Source organism: Lentzea sp. NPDC092896 (assembly GCF_044754905.1).
Lineage (GTDB): Bacteria > Actinomycetota > Actinomycetes > Mycobacteriales > Pseudonocardiaceae > Lentzea.
Genome location: NZ_JBIVPX010000003.1, coordinates 602,524 through 615,266 on the forward strand (window position 1 = coordinate 602,524; position 12,743 = coordinate 615,266).

Annotated in this window: 11 protein-coding genes and 1 tRNA gene; 8 read left to right on the top strand and 4 right to left on the bottom strand. The window is 67.6% G+C overall.

Going from position 1 to position 12,743, the window contains the following annotated elements:
• Positions 1 to 238: 238 nt before the first annotated feature.
• Positions 239 to 838 carry an NAD(P)H-binding protein gene (locus ACIQF0_RS18665; protein WP_401031470.1) on the bottom strand — a complete coding sequence of 200 codons (600 nt, stop codon included), beginning with the start codon at positions 836 to 838 and terminating at the stop codon, positions 239 to 241.
• Between ACIQF0_RS18665 and ACIQF0_RS18670 the strand changes: the two genes are divergently transcribed.
• Positions 788 to 916 carry a hypothetical protein gene (locus ACIQF0_RS18670; RefSeq protein WP_401031509.1) on the top strand — a complete coding sequence of 43 codons (129 nt, stop codon included), beginning with the start codon at positions 788 to 790 and terminating at the stop codon, positions 914 to 916. The genes ACIQF0_RS18665 and ACIQF0_RS18670 overlap by 51 nt on opposite strands.
• A 25-nt stretch (positions 917 to 941) precedes the next feature.
• Here the strand turns inward: ACIQF0_RS18670 and ACIQF0_RS18675 are convergent, their stop codons facing one another.
• The 3 genes from ACIQF0_RS18675 to ACIQF0_RS18685 all read right to left on the bottom strand — a co-directional run bounded on the left by ACIQF0_RS18675 (position 942) and on the right by ACIQF0_RS18685 (position 2,861).
• The gene (locus tag ACIQF0_RS18675; RefSeq protein WP_355298041.1) at positions 942 to 1,559 is read right to left on the bottom strand and encodes a hypothetical protein; all 618 of its coding nucleotides are present in this window, start codon (positions 1,557 to 1,559) and stop codon (positions 942 to 944) included.
• Positions 1,560 to 1,875: 316 nt separating this feature from the next.
• Positions 1,876 to 2,703 carry an NADP-dependent oxidoreductase gene (locus tag ACIQF0_RS18680; protein ID WP_401030838.1) on the bottom strand — a complete coding sequence of 276 codons (828 nt, stop codon included), beginning with the start codon at positions 2,701 to 2,703 and terminating at the stop codon, positions 1,876 to 1,878.
• A gap of 75 nt (positions 2,704 to 2,778) precedes the next feature.
• Positions 2,779 to 2,861, bottom strand: a tRNA-Leu gene (locus ACIQF0_RS18685).
• Positions 2,862 to 2,978: 117 nt separating this feature from the next.
• Between ACIQF0_RS18685 and ACIQF0_RS18690 the strand changes: the two genes are divergently transcribed.
• From ACIQF0_RS18690 to pknB, 7 genes are read left to right on the top strand one after another with little or no spacing between them, the layout of a single operon-like run.
• Positions 2,979 to 4,244 carry a DUF3662 and FHA domain-containing protein gene (locus tag ACIQF0_RS18690; RefSeq protein WP_401030840.1) on the top strand — a complete coding sequence of 422 codons (1,266 nt, stop codon included), beginning with the start codon at positions 2,979 to 2,981 and terminating at the stop codon, positions 4,242 to 4,244.
• Between the two features lie 51 nt (positions 4,245 to 4,295).
• Positions 4,296 to 4,757, top strand: a complete 462-nt coding sequence (locus ACIQF0_RS18695) for an FHA domain-containing protein (RefSeq protein WP_030465595.1) — start codon at positions 4,296 to 4,298, stop codon at positions 4,755 to 4,757.
• On the top strand, positions 4,754 to 6,199 hold the full coding sequence (locus tag ACIQF0_RS18700) for a PP2C family serine/threonine-protein phosphatase (RefSeq protein ID WP_360047566.1): 1,446 nt from the start codon (positions 4,754 to 4,756) through the stop codon (positions 6,197 to 6,199). Before ACIQF0_RS18695 ends, ACIQF0_RS18700 begins: the two co-directional genes overlap by 4 nt.
• Positions 6,200 to 6,202: 3 nt before the next feature.
• A complete protein-coding gene (locus tag ACIQF0_RS18705; protein ID WP_401030843.1) occupies positions 6,203 to 7,675 on the top strand; it encodes an FtsW/RodA/SpoVE family cell cycle protein in 1,473 nt (490 codons plus the stop codon).
• On the top strand, positions 7,672 to 9,144 hold the full coding sequence (locus ACIQF0_RS18710) for a penicillin-binding protein 2 (RefSeq protein WP_360047565.1): 1,473 nt from the start codon (positions 7,672 to 7,674) through the stop codon (positions 9,142 to 9,144). The genes ACIQF0_RS18705 and ACIQF0_RS18710 overlap by 4 nt, the downstream gene beginning before the upstream one ends.
• Positions 9,144 to 10,661 carry a serine/threonine-protein kinase gene (locus ACIQF0_RS18715; protein ID WP_401030845.1) on the top strand — a complete coding sequence of 506 codons (1,518 nt, stop codon included), beginning with the start codon at positions 9,144 to 9,146 and terminating at the stop codon, positions 10,659 to 10,661. Before ACIQF0_RS18710 ends, ACIQF0_RS18715 begins: the two co-directional genes overlap by 1 nt.
• A gap of 55 nt (positions 10,662 to 10,716) precedes the next feature.
• On the top strand, positions 10,717 to 12,717 hold the full coding sequence (gene pknB, locus ACIQF0_RS18720) for a Stk1 family PASTA domain-containing Ser/Thr kinase (RefSeq protein WP_401030847.1): 2,001 nt from the start codon (positions 10,717 to 10,719) through the stop codon (positions 12,715 to 12,717).
• Positions 12,718 to 12,743: the final 26 nt, after the last annotated feature.

The following is a 12,743-nucleotide window of genomic DNA, read 5'->3' on the forward strand; positions in this document are numbered from 1 at the left end:
GAGTTGACACCCCTACCTGCATGTGGCCCGCTCTTGGTGCGGCTCGTGACGGGACCCCACCGCCAACGCAACCCTCTGACCAACAGGCAGCCGCCCAAAGCAACTGGCGTGCCATCTACCCGCGTGTGGCGCGGACCCCCCGATCAGATTGCCGGGGGTCTGGGGGCAGAGCCCCCAGGGGAAGCACCCAACGCAAGCTGGCCGCACGCAAGCCAGGGAACGCTACGAACAAAGCGACTCAGAGAACAGCCCGAACAGCCTCAGCAACGGGAGTCTCCCCGTTGACCAACTCAAGCGTCTTCCCAACAGTCCCAGGCGCCAAGAGCAACTCCGCCAGCACAGCAGCAACATCAGCCCGGGTAACAGAAGCCCGAGGCAACCGAGGCGCCGCAAGCGTGACCAGCCCAGTAGCCGGATCGTCCACCAACGGCCCAGGCCGCAGGATCGTCCAATCCAGATCCCGAGCCTTCAAATCCTCCTCGGCCATCCCCTTGGCCTTCAGATAAACCGCGAACTCAGGATCCACCGAAGGCGAGTCAGCAGCCTCGATCCCCACGGTGGAAACCTGGACAAACCGCCGCACCCCTGCCTCCACAGCAGCAGAGGCGAAGAGCGCAGCGGCCCCGTAGTCCACGGTGTCCTTGCGGGCGGCGCCAGATCCGGCACCAGCTCCAGCGGCGAACACAGCCGCGTCAGCACCGTTCAAATACGCGGCGACCGAGTCCAGATCAGCGGACTCCAGGTCGCACAACACCGGAACGGCTCCGGCTTCCTGCACGTCACCAAAATGATCGGGGTTCCGGACCAGCGCGGTGGCGGCGTCTCCACGGGTGGCCAGCTGCTGCTCGAGAAGCAGCGCGATCTGCCCGTGTCCGCCGGCTATTACTACTCGCATGACCCGACCGTAGATCAGTGAGGCGTGGCCAGCACGACTCGGCAGATCAGGACGCGGTGGCGAGCACCTGCTCGTAGACCAGTTCGTTGACCCAGCGGGTGATGGCGGTGTCCTCGGAGGGCACGTTCTCCTGGCGGCCGGACACGTCGACCGAGAGGTCCTTCTCGTCGTCGGCCAGCAGGACGGAGACACCGTAGCGGCGGACGCGCGGCAGGCAGTTCGCGAGGTAGTCGTGCGAGAACGCGACCGACTCCGGGAGGACGACAGCGGCGTTGCCGTAGCGGGCGAAGGGGACGGCGGAGGCGAGCGCGGTGCGCCAGTGGCGGGCGACGGCCAGGACGCCGACGATGCGCACGGCGGCCGGCGGGACGCGGCCTTCCATCTCCGGCCACACCCACGTGGAGACGGTGGTCTTGTCGGCCTCAGGGCCCGCACCCACGCACACGCGCTCGGCGTGGGCATCGGCCAGGAGTTCGGCCACGACGACGACCTTGCGGCCCATCAGGACCATTTCGGGGAGAACCACGCCGTGCCAGCCGAGGCGGATCGCCGCAGCGGCTGCCAACTCCTCGACGGACGCGGGCAGTTCCGGAACCGGGACCGGGGTGGTCGACAGACCGTTCGAGCTGTCGAGTGCCGCGATCCTTGCTGGGGTGCTGCTCACGCCAGTGCCTCCTCGTCACCCGCGGCGGGAGATCCGCCGCGTTTCGACTCGTGCTCTGGATAAAGAATTAGCAGTAAGCGCGCGGCCCGCCCCCAGGCCACAGGACCCCCTGCGATCGACGGCGCCGACCGGTCGGTGACCGGTCGAGGAGTGGCGGGGGGAGTTCGGTCCTACGGTGCTGCCGTCTGGGTGACGTTAATCCGTATGGACGCACCAAAAGACCTGCTCAGGGTGTGTGCGCCAGGCGTGGGGGCAAAAAGCCGGTCAGCGGTACCGGTCACCGTCCGTCGACCGTTCACCGCGCCAGAACGACCACCTACATGATGATCACGGTCTTGCCAGGCTTGTGACCTGCGAAAACATCGGTCGCCTCGCGCAACGGCACGCGCCGGGCGATCGGTACTTCCAGGTCGCCCGCCTGCACCATCGACGCCAGGCGCACCAACGTTTCACGCGAGCCCTTCATGCTGAAGTTCTGCGCCTGATCTGCGGAAACGTAATTGGTGTTGAAGGCCAGCGGCGCATAGCGCGCGTTCGCCTCGAACGACGAACGGTCGGCGCTGACGAGGTCGATCAGGGCGTCGGCCTCGACGAGGGAGTCGCCGCGGCCGATCGGGATGACCCGCTTGCCCGCCGCACGGGCGATCTGGACGGCGAACGACCCCACTCCACCGGAAGCACCGACGATCAACACGGATTCCGCGGTCCCGAGCGACTCGACCAACTGCAAAGCGGTCATTCCCGCGGTCGGCAATGCGGCGGCGACGGCGGGATCCATGTCGTCCGGCAACGGAACCAACGCGTTCCCGGCCGGAACTGTGACGTACTCGGCGTATGTTCCACCGCCGACGGGACGGTGGAAGAACGTGCCGAAAATCCTCTCTCCGGAACCTTCCACCTCACCCGCACCATCAGTTCCGGGAACCAACGGGAACTGATGAGGCGCGGAACTCCGGAGCATCCCGTTCACGACTTTGCGGTCGAACGGGTTCACGCTCGCCGCGAACAACCGCACCTTCAACTCGTTCGGGCCCGCCACCGGCTCCGGAACCTCGACCAACTCGAGCTCCGCACCGAAATCCGCCGCCGCTATCGCCCACATGCCGACCCCCGAACGAGTGACAGACATCACCTGTTGGATCAAGGAATCCGATACTGCCGGTTCAACGAAAGAACCCCCCTCGCGATTCCGCGAGGGGGGTTCGATCTGTCTTTTCTATGGGCAAGGGGGGAGTTGAACCCCCACGTCCTTTCGGACACACGGACCTGAACCGTGCGCGTCTGCCATTCCGCCACTTGCCCCTGGAGACGTTGGAAACACTAGCACGCGCCCAAACCAGGTTCCTAATCGCCCCCTGTAGGAGCGGTCGTACCCGGATACGATCGGTACAGGAGCCCGGCCGAGCGGAAGGAGTCGACATGGGCCTGCAACGCTTCGAGCGCAAGCTCGAAGGTCTCGTCGGCAACACCTTCGCGCGCGTGTTCGGCGGCAGCGTTGTGCCCCAAGAGGTGGCACAGGCACTGCAACGGGAGGGTGACAGCAACATCCGCGAGCTCGCGGGTGGCAGACTGCTAGCCCCCAACCACTACAAGGTGCTCCTCGGACCTCAGGACCACGAACGTCTTGCGGGCGACGAGCAGGATGAACTACGCATCACACAGCTTCTCGCAGAGGGCCTGCGAGAGCACCTGGCCGAGTCCGGATGGGATACCTATGGTGACGTCGTAGTCTCCCTGGAGCGCTCCGAGGCGCTGCACACCGGACAGTTCCGAACCAGCTCGTCCGTCGACCCCGACGTGAAAGCGGCCAGCCGACGGTCAGCACCACCTCGCACCGCAGGAGACCGACCCATGAGCCAGCCACCCGGCTACGGACAAGGACAGGGCCAGCCCGGCCAGGACCCTTATGGTCAGGGCGGCTACGGCCAGCAGGGCTACGACCAGCAGCAGCAGGGCTATGACCAGCAGGGTTATGGCCAGCAGCAGGGTTACGGCCAGCAAGGACAAGACCAGGGCTACGGCCAGCAGCAGGGCTATGGCCAGCAGGGCTACGACCAGGGTTACGGCCAGCAGCAGGGCTATGGCCAGGACCAGGGTTACGGCCAGCAGCAGCAGGGCTACGACCAGGGTTACGCAGGCGGTGGCCAGCAGGGCTACGGCCAGGACCAGGGTTATGGCCAGCAGCAGGGCTACGGCCAGCAGGGCTACGACCAGGGTTACGCCGGCGGCGGCCAGCAGGGCGGCGGCGGTTACGACCAGGGTTACGGCCAGCAGCCGGCCGGCGGTTATGACCAGGGTTACGGCCAGCAGCAGGGCTACGGCCAGCAGGGCGGCTACGACCAGGGCTACAACCAGGGCGGATACGCCCCGCCGGCGACCCAGGGCGCCAACCGTCAGCTCAACGCGACGTTGCACCTCGACGACGGTTCCAACCGCACGTACAACCTGAAGCAGGGTGGAAACGTCGTAGGACGTGGGCAGGAAGCCGACTTCCGCCTCCCGGACACCGGAGTCTCCAGGCGCCACCTGGAAATTTCGTGGGACGGGCAGAATGCGATGCTCGCTGATCTCGGTTCGACCAACGGCACCACGGTGAACGGCACGCCAGTGCAGACTTGGCAGCTCGCGGAGGGCGACGTCGTCCGCATCGGCCACTCGTCGCTGGTTTTCCGCACCGCGGGCTAGAGGTCGACACGGGCGTCGGTAAGCAACTCAAGGCAGGAGCGGTTACAACCGGTGCCAGAGCTGGTGATGCAGCTGACCAGAGCGGGCTTTCTCGTGCTCCTCTGGCTCTTTGTGCTGGCCGCCCTACGTGTGGTCCGCTCTGATCTCTACGCAGCCTCAGGGCTCCGGGCGTCAGGTCTGCCCGGTTTCCGGAGGTCCGAGAAGTCGGCGAGGGGAAGCAAGGCGCCTCGGCAACTCGTGGTCACCCACGGGGCGCTGACCGGCACCCGAATCTCACTCGACGGCAGGCCGATCCTGATCGGCCGTGCTGACGACTCCACTCTCGTGCTGGACGACGACTTCGCGTCGACCAGGCACGCGAGGCTGTCCATGCGCGGCACCGACTGGTACGTGGAGGATCTCGGCTCCACGAACGGCACCTACCTAGACCGAGCCAAGGTCACCGCACCCCTGCGCGTACCTCTCGGCACCCCGATCCGCATTGGCAAAACGGTGATCGAGCTGCGCTCATGACCTTGGTTCTTCGATACGCGGCCCGAAGCGACAGGGGCCTGGTTCGCAACAACAACCAGGACTCCGTGTACGCGGGCCCCCGCCTGCTCGCAGTAGCCGACGGCATGGGTGGCCACGCCGCCGGTGAGGTCGCGAGCAAGGTGGTCATCGCCTCGCTGGCCCACGTCGACGACGACGAGCCTGGCGACGACCTCCTCGGCAAGCTGCGCGACGCGGTCGCGAGTGGCAACGGCGCCATCTCCGAGCTCGTGACGAGCGACCCGGACCTGGAGGGCATGGGCACCACGCTCACGGCCATCCTGTTCGCGGGCAACCGTCTCGGGCTCGTGCACATCGGCGACTCGCGCGCGTACCTCCTGAGGGAGGGCTCCTTCGCGCAGATCACGCACGACGACACGTTCGTCCAGTCGTTGATCGACGAGGGCCGGATCACCCCGGACGAGGCCGCCACGCACCCGCAACGCTCGTTGCTGCTGCGCGCCCTCACCGGGCACGACTTCGAGCCCAGCCTCACGGTGCGCGAAGCGCGTGCCGGCGACCGGTTCCTGCTCTGCTCGGACGGTCTGTCCGGTGTCGTGAGCCTGGAGACGCTCGACGAGGCGATCCGCATCCCGGACCCGCAGGCCTGCGCGGACCGGATGATCGAGCTCGCGCTCAAGGGCGGCGGTCCCGACAACGTCACGGTCATCGTGGCGGACGTCCAGGACGTCGCTTTCGGCGACGACTACCCGATCGTCGGCGGCGCGGCCGGTGACGGCAGCGAGGACCACACTCCTCCGCCGGACTCCGCGGCCTCGCGAGCGGCGACGATCACGCAGCAGCGCCCGCCCATGCAGCAACGCATGGACGCGCCTCCCCCGCCCCCGCAGGACCCGAAGCGCAAGAAGCGCAGCGCCATCAAGGCGTTCGCGATCATCTTCGTGCTGCTCCTGCTGACCGCGGTGGTGGCTGTCGGCGGCAAGCTGTGGCTCAACACCCAGTACTACGTCGGCGCCACCGAGGACGGCCAGGTCGCGATCTTCCGCGGCCTCAACGGCAGCGTCATCGGCTTCAAGCTGTCGTCCAAGGTCGAGGACTCCTGCCCGCCCGGATCCACGGGCTGCACCCCGATCACGCTGAAGGACCTGCAGGAAGCCGGTCGCAAGACCATCACCGCGGGCATCCGCAGCGACAACGGCCTCGACGGCGCCCGCGCCGCGGTCCGGTTGCTGCGCACCGAGCACATGCTGCCGCTGTGCAAGGACACCTCGTCGACGTCGACCAGCTCGACGCCCACGACGACGCCGTCCACGCCGAGCAGCAGCACCTCGAGCAGTGCTTCGAGCAGTGCGTCCAGCACGCCGCCCGCGAACGGTTCCCCGAACCCGGAGACCGGTTCCACCGAGCCTTCGCTCACCCCCTCCCAGCAAAAGCCGGGTGTGGAATGCCGGGAGGGTCCGTAGTTGATGGGCTCGCCCGTCCCCTCCGGGGAAGGTTCACCAGGTGCGTCGGCGGCGACCAACACGTCGCCAGGCCTGAAGGCGCCGACGCGACGCGGCACCGAACTGGTGATGCTGTCGTTCGCCGCCGGTCTCGTGACGCTCGCTCTCATCCTGGTCGAACTGAACCAGGAGCGCTCGCTGAGCCTGAGGATCCTCTACCTCGGTCTCGCGTACCTCGGACTCTTCGCTTGTGCCCACCTCGCCGTGCGCAGGTGGGCGCCGTACGCCGACCCGGCGATCCTGCCGTGCGTCGCGCTGCTCAACGGGCTCGGCCTGGTGGTCATCCACCGGATCGACCTGGCTCTCGAGGGCACCGTCTTCCCGGACGGCTCGACCTGGGACCCGGTGGCCTTCAAGCAGGTCATCTGGACCGGCATCGGGTTGTTGCTGTTCGCGGCCACGCTGAAGTTCCTGCCAGACCACCGGATGCTCGCGCGGTTCGGCTACACGTTCGGCCTCGTCGGACTGGTCGCGCTGCTGCTTCCCGGTGTGCTGCCCGGTTTCATCGCGCCGACGATCAACGGCGCGAAGATCTGGCTGCGCATCGGACCGTTGTCCATCCAGCCGGGTGAGTTCGCCAAGATCCTCTTGATGGTCTTCTTCGCCGCGTTCCTCGTGTCGAAGCGGGACCTCTTCACCGTGGCGGGCCGCCGGTTCCTCGGCATGGACCTGCCCCGTGCCCGTGACCTCGGCCCGCTGTTCGCGGCCTGGGGCGTCACGGTCGCGGTCATGGTGCTGCAGAAGGACCTCGGCTCGTCGCTGCTGTTCTTCGGCATCGTGCTCGTGCTGCTCTACATCGCCACCGAACGCGCGGCGTGGGTCGTTCTCGGCCTCGGCTTGTTCTCCGGTGGCGCGATCATCGCGTGGAAACTGTTCACGCACGTCCAGCAGCGCGTGGCGAACTGGCAGGACCCGATCGCGCGCTACGACGTGGTCGGCGGTGGCTACCAGATCTCGCAGTCGCTGTTCGCTCTGGCGACCGGCGGCATCGGCGGCGCGGGTCTCGGCGCCGGCCGTCCGGAGATGATCCCCGAGGCGAACACCGACTTCATCACCGCCGTGATCGGCGAGGAGCTCGGCTTCGTCGGCTTCGCGGCGTTGCTGCTGGTCTACATGGTCTTCGCGTTGCGCGGCCTGCGCGGCGCCATCGCCGTGCGCGACAGCTTCGGCAAGCTCCTGGGCGGCGGTCTCGCGTTCGCGGTCTGCTTCCAGGTGTTCATCGTCGTCGGCGGTATCACCAAGCTGATCCCGATGACGGGTATCACCGCGCCGTTCCTGTCCTACGGCGGTTCTTCCCTTCTCGCGAACTACATCCTGGTCGCGTTGCTACTGCGAATTTCTGCGGCGGCCAGGGCCCCGCAGCGGGTCGCGAAGCCGAAACCGCAACAACCGGCTATCGCCGACCAGCACACTGTGATGGTGGAGCGTCCCAAATGAACACACCGCTCCGCCGCGTCGGCATGGCCATGATGGTGATGATCCTGCTTCTGCTGGGCAACGCCACGTGGGTGCAGGTGATCAACGCCGACGAGTGGCGCAAGAACGCCTACAACCGCCGGGTGCTGCTCGACGAGTACGCCCGCAAGCGCGGTCTGATCACGGTCGCCGACGGCACGGTGATCGCGGACGTCAAGGAGACGAGCGACCGTCTCCGGTTCCTGCGCACCTACAACAACGGCCCGGTGTACGCGCCGGTCACCGGCTACCTGTCGGTCACCTACGGCACCTCCGGCATGGAGCGCGCCGAGAACGACCTCCTCAACGGCTCGGACGACCGGCTGTTCGCGCGCCGGGTCTCCGCGTTGATCACCGGTCGTGACCCGGTCGGCGGCAACGTGCAGCTCACCCTGAACGCCAAGGTGCAGCAGACCGCGTACGACCAGCTGACGGCGAAGGGCTTCACCGGCTCGGTCGTCGCGATCAAGCCGGACACCGGCGAGATCCTCGCGATGGCGAGCACGCCGTCCTACGACCCGAACCTGCTCGCGAGCCACGACGTGAACGAGCAGGCGTCGGCGTGGAAGCAGCTCACCGCCAAGGACTCGAACGACCCGCTGGTCAACCGCGCGACGCAGGCCCTCTACCCGGCCGGCTCGACGCTGAAGGTCGTCGTCGCGGCGGCGGCGCTCGCCGACGGCAAGAACAAGGACACGCAGTACACCGCCAAGGGATCGATCACGCTGCCGGGCAGCCAGACCCAGCTGCCGAACTTCAACGGCACCCCGTGCGGCCCTGGCGAGACGGTGCCGATGGAGACCGCGCTCGCCAAGTCGTGCAACACGGCGTTCGGTGAGATGGCGGGCCAGCTCGGCGCGAACAAGCTGCGCAGGCAGGCGGAGAAGTTCGGCTTCAACGACCCGGACCTCGCGGTGCCGCTGGTCGTCGAGACCTCGACGCTCGGCCCGATCCCCGACGACGCGTCGCTCTACCAGACCGGCATCGGCCAGCGCGACGTGCAGATCACGCCGCTGGAGAACGCGGTGGTGGCGGCGACGATCGCGAACAACGGCAAGCGCATGCAGCCGTACCTGGTGTCGAAGATCCTCGGCCCGGACCTGAAGTCGATCGACGATACCTCGCCCGACGAGGTCGACACCGCGATGAGCACGGCCAACGCCAACGCGCTGCGCGACATGATGATCCAGTCCGAGATCAACACCGGTGGCGAGGGCCGCCTGCAGAACGTGCAGGTGGCGTCGAAGACCGGTACCGCCGAGCACGGCACCGACGCGCTGAAGAACAACCCGCACGCCTGGTACATCGCCTTCGCGCCGGCGCAGAAGCCGGAGATCGCGATCGCGGTCATCGTGGAGGACGGTGGCGACCGCGGTCTGGGTGCCACCGGCGGCAAGGTCGCGGCCCCGATCGGGCGCGCCGTGATGAACGCGTACCTGGCAGGCCGCTGATGCTGACCAAGGGCCAGCTCCTCGCCGACCGCTACCGCCTGAGCAGGCGGATCGCGGTCGGTGGCATGGGCGAGGTCTGGGAAGCCGCGGACGACCGGCTCGACCGCCGCGTCGCGGTGAAGGTGCTCAAGGCGGAGCTCTCCGGAGACCCCGAGTTCCTGCACCGGTTCCGCGTCGAGGCGCGGATGACCGCGTCGCTGAACCACCCCGGCATCGCGTCGGTGCACGACTACGGCGAGACCGCGTCCGTCACCGACGGACCGGAGGACACGGCGTACCTGGTGATGGAACTCGTCGAGGGCGAACCGCTCGCGACGATCATCTCCCGCGGCCGGCTGACCGCCGAGGTGACGCTCGACCTGCTGGAGCAGACCGGGAACGCGTTGCAGGCGGCCCACGAACGCGGGCTCGTGCACCGCGACGTGAAGCCCGGCAACATCATGGTCACGCCGTCGGGGAAGGTGAAGATCACCGACTTCGGCATCGCGAAGGCCGTGGACGCGGCACCCGTGACGCGGTCCGGCATGGTGATGGGCACCGCGCACTACATCGCTCCCGAGCAGGCACTTGGGGGCGAGGCCGAACCGGCGAGCGATGTTTACTCGTTGGCAGTGTGTGGCTACGAGTGCCTGGCCGGTCACCGGCCGTTTCTTTCGGACAATGCGGTGACCGTCGCGATGATGCACATCCGCGACATCGCGCCGCCGTTGCCGCCGGACGTTCCGCCTGGTGCGCGGGCGTTGATCGAGGCGACGCTGGTGAAGGACCCGCGGCAGCGCTACCGGACCGGCGGAGAGTTCGCCGCGGCCGTCAGCGCGGTGCGGGTGGGTCAACCGCTGCCGACGCCGTCCGGGTTCACGATGCCTCCGGCGATTCCGCAGCAGGTGCAGGCGCCACCACCCATGCCACCACCTCCGCCTCAGGTGTCACAGCCGCTGCAGATTCCACCGCAGATGGCGCACCACCAGGGAGGACCGGGGCGTCCCAACACCCATCCGGCGATGCAACCGGCGCACCAGACGGGCATGCAGCCGGTGCACCAGACCGGAATGCAACCGGTGCACCAAACCGGAACGTTCACTCCCATGCCGACACCACCGGGGAGAAACCGGACCGGCGTCTGGGTTATGGTCGCTCTCCTGGTGGCAGTGCTGCTGATCCTTGGCGTGTTCCTCCTGTGGAAGTTCACCGTCAAGCAGAACGACAGCACCGGGCAAGGCGGCAGGCCGACGACGTCCAGCTCGGCGAACTCGAACGCCCCGGCGAACGGTCAGGCGAAGCCCGACTCCGCCGACCGGATTCCGGGCAGTTCGCCGAAGCGGATCGACGAGGACGACTACATCGGCCGTTCCGGCGACGAGGTCAGCATCGCGCTGATCGATCAAGGCTTTGAACCCAAGGTGCAGAGCGCGCAGGGCACGCCGCCGAGCGACTTGAAGAAGTGCCGAGTCACCGCCATCGCGCCCACGGGCGATGTGCCGGTCGGCTCGCAGGTGAAGGTGACGTGCGCGCCATGAGCAACACAAGAACCGAGTTCGGAACACCGTCGACGAGGAGCGGGACGAAGCACCGATGAGCACTCCGCGACTGCTCTCAAACCGCTACGAACTGGGCGAGACTCTCGGGTACGGCGGCATGTCCGAGGTCCACAAGGGGCGGGACGTCCGCCTCGGCAGAGACGTGGCGATCAAGGTGCTGCGAGCAGACCTCGCCCGCGACTCCCAGTTCCAGGAAAGGTTCAAGCGCGAGGCCCAGAACTCGGCCGCCCTGAACCACCCGGCGATCGTCGCGGTGTACGACACCGGCGAGACGCAGACCGAGTACGGCCCGCTGCCGTACATCGTGATGGAGTTCGTCGACGGTCGGACACTGCGGGACATCGTGAAGACGCAGGGCCCGCTGTCGGGCAAGCGCGCGATGGAGGTCATGGCCGACGTCTCGGCCGCGCTCGACTTCAGCCACCGGCACGGCATCGTCCACCGCGACGTGAAGCCGGCGAACGTGATGATCACGAAGTCCGGCGCCGTGAAGGTGATGGACTTCGGCATCGCCCGTGCGCTGCACGACGGTCAGGCCGCGGTCACCCAGACCGCCGCGGTGATCGGCACGGCCCAGTACCTGTCGCCGGAGCAGGCGCGCGGTGAGTCCGTCGACGGCCGTTCCGACGTCTACGCGGCCGGTTGCGTGCTGTTCGAACTGCTGACCGGCGAGCCCCCGTTCACCGGTGACTCTCCCGTCGCGGTCGCGTACCAGCACGTGCGGGAAGACCCGAAGGCCCCGTCGCAGCTCAACCCGAAGGTGTCGCCGCAGCTCGACGCGATCGTGCTGAAGGCGATGTCGAAGGGTCCGGCGAACCGCTACCAGTCGGCCGCGGAGATGCGCGCCGACCTGGTGCGCGTGCTGTCGGGTCAGCGCCCGTCCGCGCCGGCCGTGATGACGGCCGAGGACCGCACCGCCGTGATGAACGAGCAGGCGGCGCGTTCACCGCGCACGCAGGTCGTGTCCGGCGGAAGGCACCGCCCGGCGGCGTTGAAGTCGGAGCCGGACGACGACTACGACCCGATCGCCGACGAGGAAGAAGAGCGTCGCGCGAGGCGCAAGAAGGCCATCATGGTCACGTTGGTCGTGATCCTGTGCGTGGCCGTGCTCGGCCTCGCCGCGTGGATCACCGCGAACGTCATGAACTCCGGCAACGATGCGACGGAGAAGGTCCCCGTCCCGTCGATCGTGGGCCTGAGCCCCGTGGAAGCCTCGGAGAAGATCACGAAGGCCGGCCTCGTGCCGTCCCAGGAGACGGTGGCCTGCGAGCCCGGCCCGAACGGCGCCGCGGCGAAGTGCACGGCCGACCAGATCAACAAGGTGATCGGCACGAACCCGCCGGAGGGCACTCAGGTGGCGAAGGGCGGGCAGGTCACCATCTCCGTCGGTGCGCCCCCCGGTGAGGGCGTGGCCCCCGACCTGAAGGGCAAGACCCCGCAGGAAGCCCAGGTGATCCTGGACAAGGACCCCAACGGCTTCAAGCTGCAGCAGAGCGACCAGACCACCGAGGTCGACGACGCGACCAAGGTCGGCAAGGTCGCTTCGCAGAACCCCGACGTCGGCGTGAAGCTGAAGAAGGGTGGCACGATCACCATCCAGCTCGGCAGGGCGCCGGAGAAGCAGAACGTGCCGAACGTCGTCGGCGACGACCAGGCCGACGCGCGCCAGACGCTGGAGGGTTCGGGCTTCAAGGTCGTCATCGAACCGACCGACAGCGCCAAGCCCGAGGGTCAGGTCCTCTCGCAGAACCCGGCGCCGAACAGCAAGGCAGCCAAGGACACGACGGTCACGCTGAAGGTCTCGAAGGGCAACCAGATCGAGATGCCCGACCTGAACGGCCTGACCGAGAACGAGGCCTCGAACAAGCTGAAGTCGCTGGGCTGGAACGGAAACCTCAACGTCCAGGAACAGCAGGTCGGCACCCCGGATCAGAACAGGAAGATCCAGTCGCAGAACCCGGCCAAGGGCTCCGCGATCACCAAGGGGTCGACGGTGACGATCACCGTCGGCAAGTTCGGGATCATCTCGTCGTAGCACGCGGGTTTCGGGGCGGCTTCCCT